We start from the raw sequence: 19,447 nt of genomic DNA on the forward strand, positions 1-19,447 counted from the left end.
CCGCCATGCTGATACATGAAATTTATATCAGCGATTTTTCCAATATATCGACTTACCGACAAATCACGACAATAATAGCCCCCCTCTCCTCTACTTTTATCGATATATTACAATGCCGTTTATGTTAAAATATAGGAAACACCCTTTAGTAAAATAGATCCAAAAAGCTTTTCCATATTCATCATTTACTACTTAAATGGCGGGAGTGGTTCAGTTGAAAGACTACTTAATTAGAGCATTTTTTGCGTTAATAACAGTTGGGATTGTCTTACTTATAGCTAATATTTTCAATATACGTGTCCAGGTTAAAGACTATGCTTTCCTCGTGGTTGTAGCGATTGGTGGCGGCTGGGGTGGCTGGTACCTGTATAAAAAACAAAGTAATCCAAATGATAAAGGCATTCCAAAGTAATATGGAATGCCTTCTTTTTATTGTCGTCTATAATAAATAATGAAATTCAAACCGCTAATACAACCAATTGCAATAAACATATTAAAACTCTGTACATCTCCAGCTAGATTATACTCATCAACGATAAAACCAATCATAAAGAGTGTTATCGCCGAAACACCGATACACAATATCGAAATAAACCAAAGCGAAAATTCATTAATTAGCTCTTTCTTCTGTGTTGAAACAATTAGCATAACAAGGATAGATGCCACTAAAATACTTTTAAAAACCGGTCTTAAATACACAAACTCCTCCATCTATTTCTCCTTTTCCAAAAACATTATATCTCAACATTAACATATTTAACCAAATTAAAAACACATGCCTTTTCAAGATAAAGTGAAACTTTAATCAGTGGGGATTTTCTTCATCCCCCACTGATTATTAGCCTTCACCAATCGGACTTTTATGGGCAGTTGATCCCTCACCTAACTTCTTTGCTTTCGCTGAATTTTGAGGTGGGGGTCTTACTGCCCATTAAAGCGGGATAAAATGACATGTGTTTCCAAAAATCTCTATAAAATTGTATTATGATAGCTGTTTCCACTTCGTCCCTAAAACAGGGCGCTCATAATTTTGTATTTCATGAATTAGTTTATCTGCCGTCTCAGCTGAAACGATCAACTCTTTATTTGATGGATTCATAAATCCTTCTTCCGCTGCACGTTCCACCATTTGCAGGATTGGTCCATAGAAGTCTTTAATATTTAATAAACCAACTGGCTTATTATGTATGCCAATTTGTGACCAACATACTACTTCAAATAGCTCTTCAAATGTTCCATATCCACCTGGTAATGCAATGAAAGCATCCGCAAGTTCTGCCATTTTCGCTTTACGCTCATGCATCGTTTCTACTTCAATTAGTTCTGTTAATCCTGTATGTACAATTTCTCCTCGGAATAGCCCGCGCGGCATAACACCTGTTACACGTCCACCTAAACGAAGAACTTCGTTTGCTACTTCACCCATTAATCCGACGCATGAACCACCGTATACAAGCTCATAATCGTTCTCAACAAACATTTTCCCTAACGCTATTGCCTGTTCTTTAAACTCTGGTCTCTCCCCTAAATTGGAACCTGCAAACACACAAATCTTTCTCATTCCTACACCCCAAAACTATATATTGTCATGATACAATTGACATTGTACAACATATTGAGGAGATGAGGAAGAATTGGATATCGTTGCATTTCAAAGATGGGTTGAGGAATTTTACGAAAAACGAAGCTGGTCACAGTATAATGCCTTTATTCGCTTAAATTTCTTAACCGAGGAAGTTGGAGAAGTTTCACGCGTCGTTCGCGCTATTGAAATCGGTCGTGATCGTCCCGATGAAGACGCGAAAACGGAAGAAGAACTAAAACAAGAGCTAAAAGAAGAACTCGGTGATGTACTATCTAACCTTATTATTCTTTCGCAAAAATATGATTTAGACATGCAAGACATTATGGACGCACACGTCACAAAGCTTTCGAAAAGGTTCGAGACATCCAAATGAGAACATTATCAATTATGGTATAATATTCTTGTCACAATAATAAGGGGGATTTTATGTTATCAAAAAAATTGCACGACGCATTAAATGAACAAATGAACTTTGAATTTTACTCTGCCCACGCTTATATGGCAATGGCTGCTTACTGCACAGCGGAAAGCTACGATGGATTCGCTAACTTTTTCCTTGTACAAGCTGAAGAAGAACGTTTCCACGCAATGAAGCTTTATAACTACATTAATGACCGTGGTGAGCGTGCTATTATTACTGGATTTGATAATCCAAATAATGAATATGAATCTGTATTAAACGCTTTTGAAGTAGCACTTGAGCACGAGCGTGAAGTAACGAAGCGTATTTACAACCTATCCGATATCGCTTGGGATGAGCGTGAACACGCAACAATTACATTCTTAAAATGGTTCGTCGATGAGCAAGTAGAAGAAGAAGCTTCATTCGATAGCATCATCCAAAAATTAAAACGTATTACAAGCGATTCAAACGCATTATTTATGCTAGACGCTGAATTGGAAAAACGTACATTTACGGCTCCAGCTGAATAACAAAAAAAGCAATGAGCCCGCGCTCATTGCTTTTTCTTAATTTATTAAAGCATAACCCCAACGATAATCGCTGATAATATACTTACTAACGTTGCACCGTATACAAGTTTTAGTCCGAATGATGATACGACGTTTGCTTGTTTGCCATCGATACTCTTCGTTGCCCCTGCGATAATTCCGATAGATGAGAAGTTCGCAAATGATACAAGGAAGATAGATAAAATACCTACTGTACGAGCCGATAAATCGCCAGCTACTTTACCAAGGTCAAGCATTGCAACGAATTCGTTCGTTACTAATTTCGTTGCCATAATTTGTCCTGCTGTTAGCATCTCTGATGTTGGAATACCCATTACGAATGCTAATGGTGAGAAGACATACCCTAAAATACTTTGGAATGTGATTCCGAAAATTGAATCGAATACACCGTTAATTGCTGTAATTAATGCTACGAAACCGATTAACATCGCCGCTACTGTTACAGCGATAGAGAAACCAAGCATAATATATTCGCCTAACATTTCAAAGAATGTTTGCTTCTTATCTTCTTGCAATTCTAAAATATCGTCTTCTTCTTTTACTTCATATGGATTAATGATATGAACGATAATGAATCCACTGAATAAGTTTAGTACAAGTGCTGTTACTACATATTTTGGATCAATCATTTTCATATAAGAACCAACGATTGACATCGATACTGTTGACATTGAAGATGCACAAAGTGTGTATAAACGATTTTTCGGTAATTTGCTTAGTTGATCTTTTACTGTAATGAATACTTCCCCTTGACCAACAATTGCAGCTGCTACCGCATTATATGATTCTAGTTTTCCTAAACCGTTAATTTTACTTAATAGGAAACCGACTGCACGAATGATAATCGGTAAAACTTTAATATGTTGTAAGATCCCAATTAGTACTGCTAAGAAAATAATTGGTAATAATACTGTTAAGAAGAATGGTGCTTGTCCATCATTTGCTAGACCACCAAATACGAAATTAACCCCTGCTTCCGCAAATTTTAAAATAGCGCCAAACCCATCTGCAATCCCTTTTACTAATACAAATCCGATCTTTGTATTTAGTAAGAAATAAGCAAGTACCAATTGAATGACAAGCATAAGTGCAATTGGTTTATATTTAATCTTCTTACGATCTGAACTGATAAGGAAACCTAGTACAAACACTACAAGTAAACCGACTAGAAACATTACTATTTTCATATGTGAATCCTCCACTTCTCCCACGAGTTATCGGTCGTATAACGTATAACGAATGACGTCTGACCATTGATGTTAAAAAATTTAAAACCCCTAAATACTATTCAACTGTCATCTAAAATCAGTAAGCGTTTACATAAATTGCAATTTATAAAAGGTAGCCTCTTCTCTCCTACCATATTTGAAAGTCTGAAATTGATACCACCTACAAATCAAATTGTAAGCGTTATCTAATCGAAATGCAATATAAATTTTAAAAGATTTTTATATGTTAATATATTCCTAAATAATTGGTTTTTTCATGAAAATTTACCATAAAAAACAGCCCTAGCTATGAGCTAGAGCTACCTTTTTTATAACATAACACCAACGATGATCGCTGATAAAATACTTACTAATGTTGCTCCGTACACAAGACGTAAACCGAATGATGATACAACGTTCGATTGATTTTCATCGATACCTTTCGTTGCTCCTGCGATAATTCCGATAGATGAGAAGTTCGCAAATGATACAAGGAATACAGAAAGAATACCTACTGTACGAGCTGATAAATCACCAGCTACTTTTCCAAGATCAAGCATCGCAACAAACTCGTTTGATACTAATTTTGTTGCCATAATTTGTCCCGCTGTTACCATCTCTGCTTGCGGGATACCCATTACGAATGCTAATGGTGAGAAAATGTATCCTAAAATAGCTTGGAATGTAATACCGAAAACTGAATCAAACAAGCTATTGATTGCTGTAATTAATGCTACGAAACCAAGTAACATTGCCGCTACTGTAATTGCAATCGTGAAACCAAGCATAATATATTCACTTAGCATTTCAAAAAATGATTGCTTCTTCTTATTTTCTAACTGTAATGTATCTTCTTCTTCTGTAATATCGTATGGATTAATAATATGAATAATAATGAAACCACTAAATAAATTTAATACAAGTGCTGTTACTACATATTTCGGTTCGATCATTTTCATATAAGAACCTACGATCGACATCGATACTGTCGACATGGAAGATGCACATAATGTATATAAACGATGTTTTGGGATTTTACTTAATTGGTCTTTTACTGTAATAAATACTTCTGCTTGTCCAACAATGGCAGCCGCTACTGCGTTATATGATTCTAATTTCCCTAAGCCATTTACCTTACTTAACAACGTACCAATAGCACGAATAAATATCGGTAAAATTTTAAAGTGTTGCAGAATTCCGATTAAAACGGCAAAGAATACGATTGGTAATAATGCTGTTAAGAAGAATGAAACCTCTCCTTTATTAACAAGACCGCCAAATACGAAAACGATTCCAGCTTCCGCATATGCAAGAAGTGCGCCAAATCCATCTGAAATTCCTTTTACTAAAATATAACCGACTTGCGTATTTAATAAGAAATAAGATAATGCTAGCTGAATAACAAGCATAATTGCGATTGGTTTGTACTTAATCTTCTTTCGATCGGCACTTATAAGAAAACCGAGTACAAATACAACGAGTAATCCTACAAGAAACATAACAAACTTCATTAATAAAATCCTCCATTTAACTCTTCATTAACGTTGAACGTCTGACCACTCGAAACAAGAAATAATCCGAACTTTCCATTTCTCCTCCAAAACCTTCAATTGGACGTGAAAAACGATAAAACCTCTTGTCTCAAAGGCATTTTCCATTCTAACATAAATCCCAACTCATATCCTCTCTTTTCTAAAAAAAATTACATTTTATTATAAAACCTTCATTAATGTTCGTCTTTTTCATTATGCAATAAAAAAAATGAGCATCAAGTTTCACTTGATGCTCACCTCGTTATACAGCTTTTTCTTTATCAGCTACTGGCTTATCCCAGCACTCTGTATTGTTCAATCCCGGAATAGACTCTGCATAAAATACTGGATCTTTTCCTTGTTTCTTTTGCTTAATATAATCTGATAACGCTGCGAAAGCGTACTTAGAAAGGAATACAATCGCTACTAAGTTAATAACAGCCATAATACCCATGAATAAATCTGCTAAGTCCCAAACAATTTGAATTGTTGCTACAGAACCTAACATAACCATACCAAGTACAGCAATGCGGTATGCATTTAATAGCACTTTACTTCCATTTAAGAATTCAATATTTGTTTCACCATAGTAGTAGTTACCTACTAATGAACTAAATGCAAACAAGAAGATCGCAACTGCTACGAATATAGATGCCCATGGACCAATATGTTGACTTAACGCTTGTTGCGTTAATTGAATTCCATTTAAATCAGCAGCATTATGCACATCTGATAAAAGAATGATAAATGCTGTACAACTACAAATTAATAATGTATCTGTAAATACCCCTAAAGTTTGAATGAAACCTTGTTTAACTGGATGCGTTACGTTTGCAGTCGCTGCTGCGTTCGGCGCACTACCCATACCTGCTTCATTTGAGAATAATCCACGTTTTACTCCTAGTAAAATCGCAGCTCCTAATCCCCCACCAACTACTTCTTTAATTCCGAAAGCATGTAAGAAAATTTCTTTAAATACATACGGAATTGCCGTAATGTTTGTTACAACAACGAATAATGCAACCGCTACGTAAATAATTGCCATTACTGGAACAATCATTTCAACTGCACGAGCAATTCGTTTCACTCCACCGAAAATAATAATTGCAAGTAAACCAGCCATAACAAGACCTACTAATCTACTATCTGTTTTAAATGCCCCATCAAAAGCTGCTGCTACCGTATTAGACTGTACAGCATTAAAAATCAAGCCGAAACTAACCGTTATTAAAACAGAGAAAACAACACCTAACCAGCGTTTCTTTAAACCCTTCTCCATGTAATACGCTGGTCCCCCACGGAATGTATTCCCATCCTTTACTTTATAAATTTGCGCTAACGTGCTCTCTACAAATGCAGAAGCACCCCCAATTATCGCGATTAACCACATCCAAAATACAGCCCCAGGTCCTCCCATAGAAATCGCAATCGCAACCCCTGCTAAGTTACCAGTTCCTACACGAGAAGCTGTACTCATACAAAAAGCCTGGAATGATGATACACCACTTTTTTCTTTTTGTGCTTTTCTTGTCTTTGAACTCGCCCCGTCCCCAAGTAAGCGAATCATTTCCCCGAAGTAACGAATTTGGACAAATTTCACACGAAATGAAAAGTAAAGTCCTAATCCAATTAACATCGCTATAATGATATATGACCAAAGAACATTATTTATATCCCCAATTACATTAGTTAAAAAATCCATACTTGTATTGCCCCCTCTTCCTAACAATAAGAAAATTATATTCTAAAAACTTTAAGTAATCAAGAACTTTATGTTAGGTTTTCTGACATGAATACGTTAAGATAATTAACACATATGTTTTTTCACGTAAAAACATAGCCAGTACGTGCATTTATCCAATAATCAATCACTCATCCTATGCGACCAGTCATACTTTTAAGACAGTACGTTCCCTACAAATAACAAGAGGAATGAACAAATAGAAATTATATTAATAATTACCTCTCACTCTTTTCATCATTTACTACAACAAAAAAGGCGAGCACCGAATTCATCTCGATGCTCGCCTTTTCATTATACTGCTTTTTCTTTATCCGTTACCGCTGACTTATCCCAACACTCTGTATTTGTTAAACCAGGAATAGAATCTGCACTGAAGACTGGATCTTTTCCTTGTTTCTTTTGCCTTACATAGTCCGCCAATGCAGCGTATGCAAATCGCCCAAGAAGTGTTATCGCAATTAAGTTTGTGATTACCATTAGACCCATAAATAGATCTGCCATATTCCATACAACTTGAAGTGTAGCAACAGAACCGAATAATACCATTGCAACCACCGCAATACGGTAAATTGTTAACCAAGTTTTACTTTGTTTAATGAATTCAATATTCGTTTCACCATAATAGTAGTTTCCTAGAAGTGAACTAAATGCAAATAAGAAAATAATAATCGCTAAGAAGCTACTTGCCCACGAACCAATTTGTGAACTTAACGCAACTTGCGTTAATTCAATACCTTCTAAATTTGTTGCCTTATATGCACCAGAACATAGTACGATAAATGCTGTTGATGTACATACTAAGAATGTATCCACTAAAACTCCAATTGTTTGAATAAAACCTTGTTTTGCTGGATGCGTTACATCAGCTGTTGCTGCCGCGTTCGGCGCACTCCCCATACCTGCTTCATTCGCAAATAATCCACGCTGAATACCATACTTCATTGCAGCACCGATACCGCCACCTACAGCTGAATCTAAACCGAATGCTCCTTTAAAAATTTCTGTAAACATATCCGGTATTAAATAATAATTTTTAATAACAACGAAAATTGCTACTGCAATATAAATAAGCGCCATTGGCGGAACGATCATTTCAGACATACGCGCGATACTTTTCACGCCACCAAAGATAATAACCGCGACCAATACTGCTAATACAATCCCAACAACGTAACGCTCAATACCAAAAGCGTTTTCAAATGCTAATGTAACTGTATTTGCTTGTACTGAGTTAAAAATTAATCCGTAACTAATTGTAATAAGGATAGAGAACCAAATTCCCATCCAACGTTTATTTAAACCTTTTTCCATATAATAAGCAGGACCACCACGGAAGCCACTGCCATCTTTTATTTTATAAATTTGCGCAAGCGTACTTTCTACGAAACTTGAAGACGCCCCGATAATTGCAATAACCCACATCCAAAATACTGCGCCTGGTCCACCCATCGAAATAGCTAATGCTACACCAGCTAAGTTCCCGATTCCAATACGAGCTGCTGAACTCATACAGAATGCTTGGAAAGAAGATACACTACCTTTTTTACGCGTCTTTCCAGTTAATCCATCACTCATTAGTCGAACCATTTCCCCTAAATGAGTAATTTGTACGAATTTCAATTTAATAGAAAAATAAAGACCTAAACCAATTAACATTGCAATAAGAATATATGACCAAAGAATTGTATTCGTTGATGAAACAAATTGCTCTAAAATATTCATACAATTAACCCCTCCTTTTCTTCATAAAAGGAATTATATTTAAAATATATTTAAAAATCAACATCTTTCGACAATTTTCCCTTTTCCAAATGTTAGAGGTTTAATGATTCCTCCCTCCAACAAATACACATACTAAAACAAAAAACAAATTCCTAAACAACCCCATTGACAAAAACACCAACCTGTAACTATAATGATTACATCAGGTTGTAACAAACCTAATTACAACAAATTCATTTACTTTCAGATATACACTTTAACAAAACACTTTGGAGGGATTTATTATGAAAATCGGAATTATCGGAGCAACTGGTAAAGCAGGAAGTCGTATTTTAAAAGAAGCATTAGATCGCGGACATGAAGTAACTGCAATCGTAAGAAACGCTGCAAAAATTACAGAAGAAAATGTAAAAGTTTTAGAGAAAGATGTATTCTCTCTTACATCTAATGACCTACAAGCATTTGACGTAGTTGTAAATGCTTTCGGTGCTCCAGCAGGCGAAGAACACCTTCACGTAGATGCAGGAAACGTACTTATTGAAGCTATGAAAGGTGCACCAAATACAAAATTACTTGTAGTTGGCGGCGCTGGAAGCTTATTTGTAGACGAAGAGAAAACAACACGTGTATTTGATACACCAGGCTTCCCGAAAGAATACCTTGCAACTGCTCAAAACCAAGGTGAAAACTTAGAAATCTTACAACAAACAAATGACATCACTTGGACATTCATCAGCCCTTCTGCACTATTCGCATTAGGAAAACGCACTGGTTCTTATACAGCTGGTAAGGACAACCTTCTTGTGAACGCAAAAGGTGATAGCTACGTAAGTTATGAAGACTTCGCGGTTGCAGCACTTGATGAAATTGAAAACCCAAAACACGTAAACGAACGCTTCACAGTAGTTTCTGAAGCTGAATAATAAAGAAAAGCTCGTAAAACATAATGTTTTACGAGCTTTTTATTATTGTACTTGTTCTAAACCATTCGGAGTAATCTTGAAGGAAATCTCTTTAAATTTCTTCGCATCTCCTTTTCCAATTAACTCACCAGTTTTATACCAACTTAAACGATCAGATTCTGCATGATATACTTTCACTAAATCCCCATACTGGAATGAAGTACCATTTACTTGCTCTGCAAAATTCTGTGAAGTTTCTTGCCCTTCTGCCGTTACATGTTTTTTCTCTTTTCCTTTTTGGTCATATAACGTAATTCCCATGTATAGCTCGTTTTTAAAGTAGCTATGAATTTGTTCATTTGTATATGTTACATGTAATTTCTTTTCATCATGATTAAACGTTACAATTGAACGAATACTATTACTTAGTCCCTGATACACTAGACTATCTCCATATGTTACTTCTACCAGAACTTCTGTAACTTTCTTGTTTCCAAAACGGTCTTTCGTTTCTACTTTTACTGTTCGCTTTCCGATTTTTGATGTATCTAGTTTTTCTACAAAACCAATTACTTCTCCATCTTTTACTTCAACAAAGTTTTTCGCATCTAATGTTTCACTATTTGTTCCGATTACTACTTTTTGCGGTTTTGCTGTCACTTCTTGTAGCATGTCCATTCTCTCAAAACCTTTTTCTGTCACTTTGAAGAATAGTTCTTTTGTTCCTTTTTTCTCACCTTGGCCAGTAAGGTTATTATTTTGATACCATTTCAAACGATCCGGCTCTGCATGAAATACTTTCACTACATCTCCATACTCAAACTGCATCCCATTCACTTGTTCCGCAAAGTTCTTTGAAGTTTCTTGCCCTTCTGCTGTTACATGTTTTTTCTCTTTTCCTTCTCCATCATATAACGTGATTCCCATGTAACGCTCTTTATTAAAATACTGATGAATTGGTCTATCCATATCAGTCGCATGTAATTGTTTCTTTTCATGTTCTAACGTTACAACCGAAGCGATTTCATCGTTGTATCCTACATATGCGATACTATCTCCATAAACCACTTCTAATGGTACTTCTGTTACTTGCTTATTTCCAAAGCGATCTTTCGTTTCTACTTTTACTGTTTGTTTTCCAACTTTTGATGTAGTTGGTTTTTCTACAAAGCCAATTACTTCTCCGTCTTTTACTTCAACAAAGTTTTTTGCATCTAATTTTTCAGCATCTGCTCCGACTACTACTGTTTGTGGCTTCGCTGTTACTTCTTGCAATGATGTTAATCTTTCAAATCCATTTTCAGTAATTTTGAAGAATAATTCCTTTATTTCTTTATTTTTTCCTTCCCCAACATATACGTCTTTTTGATACCAATGTAAGCGGGAAGATTCTGCATGGTATACTTTCACCACATCTCCGTACTCAAATGAAAGTCCATTTACTTCCTTAGCAAAAGCTTTCGTATTCTCCAAGCCTTTTACCGATACATTTTTCTTCTCTTTTCCTTCTTTATCGTACAGTGTGAACTCAAAATACTTTTCATCTTTAAAGTAATCGTGAATTAAATTCTTTGTATCTGTTGCACTAAATTTTTTCGCACCATGATGTAGGGTTACGACCGACTTCAGGTTCCCATTGGTATAATTCAATCCGTATACAAGTAAGCTATCTCCATATCCAACATTCACTACGACAGGAATTAAATTTTTATTTCCTTTTTCATCTATAATTTCTACTTTTACAGTTTTTTTCCCAACTTCAGGCTTATCTTGCATAATTACACCTGTCGTCTTTACACCTTCCCCTAAATTCTGTACAAGTTCCTTTGCCTTTTCCTCATCATACGTAGTACCAATTAATACATTTTGCATCTTAGTATTATTCGGTTCTCCATATGGAACTTCATATAAATCAGTTTGTTTTTCGCGAATCGGATTACTATCTGTAGATAACCATATCTCTTTTTCAAGTTTAGGTAATTGTAATTGATTTATTTTTTCTACAGTTTCTTCATTTGGAGTGAATCCCCATTTTTCGAAGAATGGAATTAAATTTTTACCAGCTACCTTTGATGCTACATATATAAACATTTGTTTTTCTTCTGCATAAGAATGCGGTTCTTCAATAGAAGATAAAGTACGATACATTTGATGCAGTTTCGGATAAAATTGATCCCCAAACGCTAAATGCAGTTGCCAAAACATGACTACCTTTTCAAATTCATTCATTTTTATCTGTGCATCTGGATCCCCTAAATAAGCAAATGCTTTTTCGTAACGCCCTTCTACTTCCAATCTTGTCTTGTTTCCTAGTGCAGTTTGAACCGCTAATGAATAAATGTTTACGGTAACTTCTCCAAGTTCTTCCCATAACCAAGTCATTTGTTGATGCTGATGCCCTACTTCATGCCAAGGTCCCCACCCATCAGTGCGTAATTCCTTTAAATTAAGTACCGATTCTAAATTCCCTTTGCTATAACCAGTTCTATAATGATTTGCATACATATAGTTATCCGTATACCAATCTTCAACAAAATGAATATAATGTTTTCCCTGATTAGTAACACCTGATGCTGTTTTTGATAGCCCAGATATATTATGTTCTATATTAATGATCTCATCATGCTGCTTTAATAAAGCTGATGGATCCTCTTCCTTTAAATGTTCCGCTACAGTTTCAGGATGCATAGTTAATAAACTATTTTCTCCCTTCATTTCTATTGCATATGGCTCAGGATTCTCTGCCAACATACGCTTCCAATCTTTTGTCGTATGCTTGCCTAAAATAAATAAAGGATTTTGCTTTCCACCTTTTTCAACTTTAGCTGTTACTTCACCGAAATTATTGTGGTTATAAAAGTATAATAGCCCACCATTTGGAGAAGAAATTTTATTTTCTCCTGGCTCTAATTGAAATTCCATTGGTGCCTCTTTTTCATAAGAATATGTACCAATATAAGCCTTTATCTTTTGTTTCCCTTCTAATTGAATCACGATTTCCTCATTTGGTTTTACATAAATTCCAGTTGGTTCATAAGGAGAAAAACTCAGTCGACGTTTATGCAAATCACGCACCTCATCTGCATCACCTTTTGGTAACAACTGATACACTCTCTCTTCTTGCTTTTTCTCCTTGTCTTCAACTGCCATCTCTGCATACACCTTAGGTAATTCAAGTCCATATGGTGTTAACAACGTAGCTAAACAAACACCAGCTACTAATACCCTACTCTTTTTCTTCTTTGACATAGTCTGTGTCCCCTGTCCTGTTTTTAGACAAACCATCCTATATATTCATTTAATGAAAAATCCTATTATCTTTATAAAAACATTTATAGAATAGACTAATACCTCGCGCACCTGTATCAATTACTACCGCATTCCTCCCCATGTATTCGCTTTCCTACATTGTAAAATTTTTATGCATTATGCCCTCCCCACTTTTCTACTTGTGATGAGTTCTCTTCATACATAAAAAGAGAGTAATAAAAGATACTTTTTAGTCTTGTCATCTATACATCTAAAAATAAAAACAACGATAGAATCTTACATTTTATTCATATATGACCATCTATAGGTAGTTTTTCCAACTGAATTGTACACGCTTTACACTTTGTTTGATAGCACTTTCAATCAGAATAATGTTACAATTTTGTGAATTTAATCTATTAATCGTAACGTTCAGATTTTATTATATTTAAATTATTTCTAAATAAATTTTACACTGCTTATACAGTGGTTTTTTATTAAATTAACCGTTTTATTATTTTTGTAATATAATATCACTCTTCGTATACATAGAAAAAGCATCGGCAAGCGCCGATGCTTTTTCTTTATCTTTTTTGATTCGGTTTATGTGGTTCATTTGGAGTATGTGGTTTATTATTATCATGACCATTTGTTGCTTTCCAACTTACCGCTAACTCTGGACTTGTTTTTTCTTCACTACGCTCAAGTAATACTACTGCGTTTTGAATTGTCGGTGTGCCCTTATGTGCAATCCCTTGTAGCTTAGTTAAATTTCCTATTACTTTGAAACTAAATCCACCAGCCGGTGTTTGTTTCGGAATTAAAATGCGGAATTTCTCGCCCACATTAAATTCAGTTTTTGCTTCGCCTTTTTCATTTACAAACTTCGCTCCTTGTGGTGCACCAGTTGCTTGAACTTTATACGTACCACTTTTTGCATTTGTTTCTACTGTATATAAACCTGTTTCAAAGAAATCATTTTTTAATACTGCTTGTTGTTCTTCTGATGGTACTACACTCATCGTAATTTCTTGCAACTCTTCACTAGCATTTGCTTTTGCAACTATATCTTTCGTTACTTTTTCTACATTTTTATTACGGAAATCTAAATCGTTAATATCAATTTGTTTCAATGCATTCCACACCGCAAGCTGCGTTGCGTAATGTGCATCTCTCCAATCAGAAACACCTAATTCTTGTGGACTCTTTTGTGGATATCCATTCAATAGTACACGGTACACATTAATATCCACTTTCCCCATTTCCGGTAAATCTTGGCCGCTTGGAGATTTCAAATCTACATTTAAGCAAAAAGCAATTTTGCCATCTGCCGTTTTAATAAGCTCTGTTCGGATTGGTTTCTTCTTAGACTTACTATAACTCCAATCCATTTGATACTTTGTATGGTCCATAACTTCTGCGAATGCTTTTTGAAGTGGGAATAATACAAATAAGACACTTAAAAACATAGCTAAAAGTTTGAACGATTGCTTTATATTCATGTTTACAGCCCCTTAATAACAAACTTAATACTAAGTAGTATTTAATTAGAAAATATTTTTATGCAAAAAAAAAAGAGCGCATAAAAGCACTCTTTTTTCTTTCTTACTTTAATCTTAGAAATCGAAGTTATCAGGATCTGGACCAACGCGGTGATTTTGGTTTAACGCATCGATTTTTTCCATATCTTCTTTCGTTAATTCAAAATTAAATACATCAGCGTTTGCAATAATGCGGTGTTCTTTCGTTGATTTTGGAATTGTAATTACTCCGTTTTGAAGATCCCAACGTAAAATCACTTGTGCTGTTGTTTTACCGTGTTTCTCAGCAATTGCTTGTAATGTTTCGTTATCTAATAATTGCCCTTGCATAAGTGGTGACCATGCTTCCATTTGAATACCTTGTTCTTTACAGAAAGCTTGTAGTTCTTTTTGTGTTAAACGAGGGTGGTATTCTACTTGGTTAATCATTGGCTTGATTTCTGCATCTTTCATTACATCTTGTAAGTGATGAATTTGGAAGTTACTTACGCCAATTGCACGTACGCGATCTTCTTTATAAAGTGTTTCTAGCGCTCTCCACGTATCTTTATATTTTCCTTCTACAGGCCAGTGAACAAGGTATAGGTCTAAATAATCTAATTCTAATTTCTTTAAGCTCTCTTCGTATGCAGCAATTGTTTCTTCATATCCTTGATCTGCGTTCCATACTTTTGAAGTAATAAATAATTCTTCTCTTGAAATACCCGTCGCTTCAATACCTGCACGGATTCCTTCACCTACAGCTTTTTCATTTCCGTAAATTGCAGCTGTATCGATGCTGCGGTATCCTGCTTTAATCGCTGCTTTTACAGCTTCTACAAGTTCTGGTCCTTCTTCTACTTTAAATACACCTAAACCGAACCAAGGCATTTCTACACCATTATTTAATACTGCTTTACTTTGTAAGTTTTTCATTTTATTTTCTCTCCTTTTATTTTACTTGATCTCTTTTTTCTAATGTCATACTCCACGCTGTTAAAATCACAGCACCTACTACCATAAGGCCGCCTACCCAAGCAGTATGGATTAATCCTAATGAATTCGTTACAAGGCCACCTATATAAGAACCTAAAGCGATTCCTCCGTTAAATGCGGCAATATTAATTGCTGAAGCAACATCAACCGCACTTGGAACAAAGCGCTCTGCCAATATAACTACATATACTTGTAGCCCTGGAACATTCATAAATGCGAATAGTCCCATGAAAATAATTGTGATTAATCCAGCTACTTTAAATGGCGCCGTAAATGTTAAAACAAATAATATAATCGCTTGGATAAAGAACATGTAAAATAACGCTCGAATCGGATTATGATTCGATAATTTTCCGCCGACCATATTCCCTATCGCAATTGCGATTCCATACACTAATAAAATGATGGTAACCGTACTTGCTTCAAATCCTGTTACTTCTTGTAATAGCGGTGATAAATACGTGAATGTTACGAATGTCCCGCCGTATCCAAGTGCAGTAATAATGAAAACAAGTAACAGTCTTCCATTTTTAATTAGTTTGAATTGATCACGAAACGATACAGGTACACCATTTTTTAAATTAGATGGGACCAGTATGCTATTCGCGATAAAAGCAATAATTCCAATTACAACAATCGCCATAAATGACGCTCTCCAGCCAAATTGTTGACCGATAAACGTTCCGATTGGCACACCTGTAATAGTCGCAACTGTTAATCCAGTAAACATAATCGCAATTGCGCTAGCACGTTTATTCTCTGGTACGATTGCAGCCGCAATTGTAGATCCAATTGACATAAACACACCATGTGCAAACGCAGCTATAATCCTTGCGATAATTAGTACAGTGAAGCTTGTCGCTACCGCCGCGATACCATTACCAATAATGAAAATAACCATAATCCACATTAATAATGTCTTTCTCGACATACTTGCCGTTAACGCTGTTAAAACAGGAGCTCCTACTGCTGCTCCTAACGCATATAAGGAAACCGTTAAACCGGCTGTTGTAACCGAAACATTTAAATCTTTCGAAATAGATGGTAGTAAACCGACACTAATAAACTCGGTCGTACCAATCCCAAACGCACTAATTGCTAGTGCTAATAAAGCAAACATACTTCTTCGATTCGTCTGAACTTCAGAAGATGGTACTGTATATGAACTCAATTGAATTCCTCCTTATTACAAGAAATCCAATCATAATAGTGCGATAAAAAGGCCCTTTTATCTTCTAAAAAATATATTTAATCTCTACAAATGCTATTATGAATGGTTTCATTCCTTTTTTGAAGAACGCACTTTAAAGTACGATAGGCACTAAAAAGTAACATAGTCACTTTTCGGTACCGTACTACTCATTTGCCTCTTACATGTGCTATTATGAAACATATTTAACATGATAAAAAGTACGTACTTTAAAGTGCTATAGGTACTAAAAAGTAACATTTGTATAATTTGGCTTACTTTACTCACAAAAGGAGGGTTTTATATGAAGAAATACAATATTCCTGTAGAAGCGACTTTAGAAGTTATCGGCGGCAAATGGAAGGTTGTTATTCTTTGCCACTTAACAAAAGGTACAAAGAGAACGAGTGAACTAAAACGTTTAATGCCTGGTATTACACAAAAAATGTTAACACAACAATTACGTGAATTAGAAGACGACGGTGTTATTCAAAGAAAAGTATACAACCAAGTCCCGCCAAAAGTAGAATATTCTCTTACAGACTACGGTTGGTCTTTAGAATCGATTCTTGATTCTCTTTGTACTTGGGGCGAATGCCATCTTGAAAAAGAAGGTACCACATCAATGCTAATTGCAGAAGGTGAATAATAGGAAAAAGGAAAAAACGAACATGAATTTGTTCATTTTTTCCTTTTTTTCTTTATATATATGTACATTTCTAATTCAAACAAAATATTTTATACGCTTTCACACCTTGTCAGTACTAGGTTATACACTTACTATCAAATAATTAGGAATCATTTTTATGTTAACATAGGTGTATATAGTATATAATATAAGATATATATTATATACACTTTCCGGTAACGGAGCTTTTCCATTATGCGGACAAGCCATGTATCGGACAGTTCATAAATAATAGGTAAGACGTTATGGTTTTAGATTTATGATTTCAGCTAATTTGCTATCATAAATTTAAAGGCATTTTATTGTGCTTTGTGAAACTTTGTATAAAGTTTCGTAAACGGTTACTATCTTACTTATCAAAAAAAGAGTATTGCTATCGTAAAGGAGAATTGGAGATGCCAGAAACTATGACTCAAACAAAGCCAGAACAAGAAACTGTACAAATTTCTGCTAGCCAAGGACAACTTGATGTACTTGATCAGTTGTTAAAACCTGAGGTACAAGAATCATTAACAACACTAGTAGAACAGCTTCCAAAATTAACTGAGCTTGTTAACATTTTAACTAAATCTTATGACTTCGCTCAAACTGTTGCTACTGATGAAGTATTAAAAAGCGACACTGTTGGTGCAATCACAGAGCTTGTAGAACCTGTAAAAGATACAGTGAAAAGCATGGCTGCAACTGCAATCGAAGCGAAAGATCGTGCTGACGAAAGTAATGAAGTTATCGGCCTATTCGGTCTATTAAAATTACTAAAAGATCCACAAGCACAAAAAATGTTCCGCTTTGTGAACGCATATCTTCAAATTAGTGCAGAACGTAACAATAAATAATTTAACTTATAACAACAATTAGTAAAGACGGGGGATATCATACTATGTCAAAACAAATTGTCATCTTAGGCGCTGGTTATGGCGGTCTTCTTGCCGCTTTAAACGTACGTAAATATTACAGCAAATCAGAAGCACAAGTTACAGTGATTAACCAATACCCAACACACCAAATCATCACTGAACTACACCGCCTTGCAGCTGGTAACGTTGCTGAGCAAGCAATTGCAATGCCACTTACAAAGCTTTTCAAAGGTAAAGATATCGATCTTAAAATCGCAACAGTTGAGTCATTCTCTGTTGATAGTAAAGAAATCAAACTAGCTGGTGGCACTACTTTATCTTACGATGCACTTGTAGTTGCTTTAGGAAGTAAAACTGCTTACTTCGGTATTCCAGGACTAGAAGAAAACAGCATGGTATTAAAATCTGCTGCTGATGCAAACAAAATCTACAAACACGTTGAAGACCGTATTCGTGAATACGCGAAAACGAAAAACGAAGCTGATGCTACAATCGTAATCGGTGGTGGCGGATTAACTGGTGTTGAGCTAGTTGGTGAGCTTGCTGACATTATGCCTAAACTTGCAAAAAGCCACGGCGTAAATCCAAAAGAAGTTAAACTTCTTCTTGTTGAAGCAGGTCCAAAAATCCTTCCAGTATTACCAGACCACTTAATCGAACGTGCAACTACTAGCCTAGAAGCACGCGGCGTTACATTCTTAACTGGTCTTCCTGTAACAAACGTTGCTGGCAATGAAATCGACTTGAAAGACGGTCAAAAACTTGTTGCTAACACATTCGTTTGGACGGGCGGCGTACAAGGTAACCCATTAATCGGTGAATCAGGTCTTGAAGTAAACCGTGGCCGTGCAACAGTTGATGCATACCTACAATCTACTTCTCACAAAGACGTATTCGTTGCTGGAGACAGCGCTGTTGTCTTCGCTCCAGACGGACGTCCATACCCACCAACTGCACAAATCGCTTGGCAAATGGGTGAGTTAATTGGATACAACTTATACGCAGCACTAGAAGGCAAAGCATTCGAAGAGTTCGCACCTGTAAACTCTGGAACACTTGCTAGTCTAGGACGTAAAGATGCTGTTGCTACAATCGGAGCAAGCAATACTCCACTTAAAGGCTTACCAGCATCATTAATGAAAGAAGCAAGTAACGTTCGTTACTTATCACACATTAAAGGTCTATTCAGCTTAGCTTACTAATCTGAATATAAGCCCGAATCATGCCCGGCATGGTTCGGGCTATTTTTATCCCGCTATTTGCGGGCTTGTAAAACTTCCACC

At 35.7% G+C, this 19,447-nt stretch carries 17 protein-coding genes; 7 read left to right on the top strand and 10 right to left on the bottom strand.

Annotation, left to right across the window (positions count from 1 at the left end; translation table 11 throughout):
- Positions 1 to 214 precede the first annotated feature (214 nt).
- Positions 215 to 412, top strand: a complete 198-nt coding sequence (locus BAQ48_RS21360; RefSeq protein WP_071712744.1) for a hypothetical protein — start codon at positions 215 to 217, stop codon at positions 410 to 412.
- A 17-nt stretch (positions 413 to 429) separates the two neighbouring features.
- Here BAQ48_RS21360 and BAQ48_RS21365 read toward each other — a convergent pair whose 3' ends face one another.
- Both BAQ48_RS21365 and BAQ48_RS21370 read right to left on the bottom strand, forming a co-directional pair.
- Entirely contained in the window at positions 430 to 711 is a 282-nt protein-coding gene (locus tag BAQ48_RS21365; protein WP_071712745.1) for a hypothetical protein, read from the bottom strand.
- Between the two features lie 271 nt (positions 712 to 982).
- Positions 983 to 1,561, bottom strand: coding sequence for an LOG family protein (locus tag BAQ48_RS21370; protein ID WP_048528219.1), 579 nt, complete (start codon positions 1,559 to 1,561; stop codon positions 983 to 985).
- 73 nt (positions 1,562 to 1,634) lie between these two features.
- On the opposite strand from BAQ48_RS21370, the gene BAQ48_RS21375 reads away from it, so the two are divergent.
- Together BAQ48_RS21375 and BAQ48_RS21380 are read left to right on the top strand one after the other, a co-directional pair.
- Positions 1,635 to 1,958, top strand: a complete 324-nt coding sequence (locus tag BAQ48_RS21375) for a MazG nucleotide pyrophosphohydrolase domain-containing protein (protein WP_071712746.1) — start codon at positions 1,635 to 1,637, stop codon at positions 1,956 to 1,958.
- A 53-nt stretch (positions 1,959 to 2,011) separates the two neighbouring features.
- Positions 2,012 to 2,518 carry a ferritin gene (locus BAQ48_RS21380; protein ID WP_029440617.1) on the top strand — a complete coding sequence of 169 codons (507 nt, stop codon included), beginning with the start codon at positions 2,012 to 2,014 and terminating at the stop codon, positions 2,516 to 2,518.
- A gap of 44 nt (positions 2,519 to 2,562) precedes the next feature.
- Here the strand turns inward: BAQ48_RS21380 and BAQ48_RS21385 are convergent, their stop codons facing one another.
- The 4 genes from BAQ48_RS21385 to BAQ48_RS21400 all read right to left on the bottom strand — a co-directional run bounded on the left by BAQ48_RS21385 (position 2,563) and on the right by BAQ48_RS21400 (position 8,763).
- A complete protein-coding gene (locus BAQ48_RS21385) occupies positions 2,563 to 3,744 on the bottom strand; it encodes a NupC/NupG family nucleoside CNT transporter (protein WP_000706845.1) in 1,182 nt (393 codons plus the stop codon).
- A gap of 350 nt (positions 3,745 to 4,094) precedes the next feature.
- Positions 4,095 to 5,276 (bottom strand): NupC/NupG family nucleoside CNT transporter, encoded by a 1,182-nt coding sequence (locus BAQ48_RS21390; protein ID WP_071712747.1) that lies wholly within the window; start codon positions 5,274 to 5,276, stop codon positions 4,095 to 4,097.
- 283 nt (positions 5,277 to 5,559) lie between these two features.
- Positions 5,560 to 6,999, bottom strand: coding sequence for an alanine/glycine:cation symporter family protein (locus tag BAQ48_RS21395; protein ID WP_071712748.1), 1,440 nt, complete (start codon positions 6,997 to 6,999; stop codon positions 5,560 to 5,562).
- Between the two features lie 333 nt (positions 7,000 to 7,332).
- On the bottom strand, positions 7,333 to 8,763 hold the full coding sequence (locus BAQ48_RS21400; RefSeq protein WP_071712749.1) for an alanine/glycine:cation symporter family protein: 1,431 nt from the start codon (positions 8,761 to 8,763) through the stop codon (positions 7,333 to 7,335).
- Between the two features lie 284 nt (positions 8,764 to 9,047).
- On the opposite strand from BAQ48_RS21400, the gene BAQ48_RS21405 reads away from it, so the two are divergent.
- The gene (locus tag BAQ48_RS21405) at positions 9,048 to 9,686 is read left to right on the top strand and encodes an NAD(P)-dependent oxidoreductase (RefSeq protein WP_071712750.1); all 639 of its coding nucleotides are present in this window, start codon (positions 9,048 to 9,050) and stop codon (positions 9,684 to 9,686) included.
- 42 nt (positions 9,687 to 9,728) lie between these two features.
- Here the strand turns inward: BAQ48_RS21405 and BAQ48_RS21410 are convergent, their stop codons facing one another.
- The 4 genes from BAQ48_RS21410 to BAQ48_RS21425 all read right to left on the bottom strand — a co-directional run bounded on the left by BAQ48_RS21410 (position 9,729) and on the right by BAQ48_RS21425 (position 16,550).
- The gene (locus BAQ48_RS21410) at positions 9,729 to 12,914 is read right to left on the bottom strand and encodes a putative mucin/carbohydrate-binding domain-containing protein (RefSeq protein WP_071712751.1); all 3,186 of its coding nucleotides are present in this window, start codon (positions 12,912 to 12,914) and stop codon (positions 9,729 to 9,731) included.
- 584 nt (positions 12,915 to 13,498) lie between these two features.
- Positions 13,499 to 14,416: a thioester domain-containing protein gene (locus BAQ48_RS21415; protein WP_071712752.1), complete on the bottom strand. Its 918-nt coding sequence runs from the start codon at positions 14,414 to 14,416 to the stop codon at positions 13,499 to 13,501.
- Positions 14,417 to 14,530: 114 nt separating this feature from the next.
- A complete protein-coding gene (locus BAQ48_RS21420) occupies positions 14,531 to 15,370 on the bottom strand; it encodes an aldo/keto reductase (protein ID WP_071712753.1) in 840 nt (279 codons plus the stop codon).
- A gap of 16 nt (positions 15,371 to 15,386) precedes the next feature.
- Positions 15,387 to 16,550, bottom strand: a complete 1,164-nt coding sequence (locus tag BAQ48_RS21425; RefSeq protein ID WP_165613808.1) for an MFS transporter — start codon at positions 16,548 to 16,550, stop codon at positions 15,387 to 15,389.
- Positions 16,551 to 16,923: 373 nt separating this feature from the next.
- On the opposite strand from BAQ48_RS21425, the gene BAQ48_RS21430 reads away from it, so the two are divergent.
- The 3 genes from BAQ48_RS21430 to BAQ48_RS21440 all read left to right on the top strand — a co-directional run bounded on the left by BAQ48_RS21430 (position 16,924) and on the right by BAQ48_RS21440 (position 19,366).
- Complete coding sequence (locus tag BAQ48_RS21430) at positions 16,924 to 17,268, top strand: winged helix-turn-helix transcriptional regulator (protein ID WP_071712755.1); 345 nt, start codon at positions 16,924 to 16,926, stop codon at positions 17,266 to 17,268.
- Between the two features lie 434 nt (positions 17,269 to 17,702).
- On the top strand, positions 17,703 to 18,143 hold the full coding sequence (locus BAQ48_RS21435) for a DUF1641 domain-containing protein (RefSeq protein ID WP_001115309.1): 441 nt from the start codon (positions 17,703 to 17,705) through the stop codon (positions 18,141 to 18,143).
- Positions 18,144 to 18,187: 44 nt separating this feature from the next.
- Entirely contained in the window at positions 18,188 to 19,366 is a 1,179-nt protein-coding gene (locus tag BAQ48_RS21440; protein WP_000043194.1) for an NAD(P)/FAD-dependent oxidoreductase, read from the top strand.
- The last annotated feature ends 81 nt before the right edge of the window (positions 19,367 to 19,447 follow it).

The organism is Bacillus luti (assembly GCF_001884105.1).
Classification (GTDB): Bacteria; Bacillota; Bacilli; order Bacillales; family Bacillaceae_G; genus Bacillus_A; species Bacillus_A luti.

Excerpts from the sequence above, each read along its gene's own strand:
- BAQ48_RS21365 (WP_071712745.1), bottom strand. The coding sequence starts at position 711 with ATGGAGGAGTTTGTGTATTTAAGACCGGTTTTTAAAAGTATTTTAGTG.
- BAQ48_RS21370 (WP_048528219.1), bottom strand. The coding sequence starts at position 1,561 with ATGAGAAAGATTTGTGTGTTTGCAGGTTCCAATTTAGGGGAGAGACCA.
- BAQ48_RS21380 (WP_029440617.1), top strand. The coding sequence starts at position 2,012 with ATGTTATCAAAAAAATTGCACGACGCATTAAATGAACAAATGAACTTT.
- BAQ48_RS21385 (WP_000706845.1), bottom strand. The coding sequence starts at position 3,744 with ATGAAAATAGTAATGTTTCTAGTCGGTTTACTTGTAGTGTTTGTACTA.
- BAQ48_RS21390 (WP_071712747.1), bottom strand. The coding sequence starts at position 5,276 with ATGAAGTTTGTTATGTTTCTTGTAGGATTACTCGTTGTATTTGTACTC.
- BAQ48_RS21395 (WP_071712748.1), bottom strand. The coding sequence starts at position 6,999 with ATGGATTTTTTAACTAATGTAATTGGGGATATAAATAATGTTCTTTGG.
- BAQ48_RS21400 (WP_071712749.1), bottom strand. The coding sequence starts at position 8,763 with ATGAATATTTTAGAGCAATTTGTTTCATCAACGAATACAATTCTTTGG.
- BAQ48_RS21405 (WP_071712750.1), top strand. The coding sequence starts at position 9,048 with ATGAAAATCGGAATTATCGGAGCAACTGGTAAAGCAGGAAGTCGTATT.
- BAQ48_RS21410 (WP_071712751.1), bottom strand. The coding sequence starts at position 12,914 with ATGTCAAAGAAGAAAAAGAGTAGGGTATTAGTAGCTGGTGTTTGTTTA.
- BAQ48_RS21415 (WP_071712752.1), bottom strand. The coding sequence starts at position 14,416 with ATGAATATAAAGCAATCGTTCAAACTTTTAGCTATGTTTTTAAGTGTC.
- BAQ48_RS21420 (WP_071712753.1), bottom strand. The coding sequence starts at position 15,370 with ATGAAAAACTTACAAAGTAAAGCAGTATTAAATAATGGTGTAGAAATG.
- BAQ48_RS21425 (WP_165613808.1), bottom strand. The coding sequence starts at position 16,550 with ATGTTTGCTTTATTAGCACTAGCAATTAGTGCGTTTGGGATTGGTACG.
- BAQ48_RS21430 (WP_071712755.1), top strand. The coding sequence starts at position 16,924 with ATGAAGAAATACAATATTCCTGTAGAAGCGACTTTAGAAGTTATCGGC.
- BAQ48_RS21435 (WP_001115309.1), top strand. The coding sequence starts at position 17,703 with ATGCCAGAAACTATGACTCAAACAAAGCCAGAACAAGAAACTGTACAA.
- BAQ48_RS21440 (WP_000043194.1), top strand. The coding sequence starts at position 18,188 with ATGTCAAAACAAATTGTCATCTTAGGCGCTGGTTATGGCGGTCTTCTT.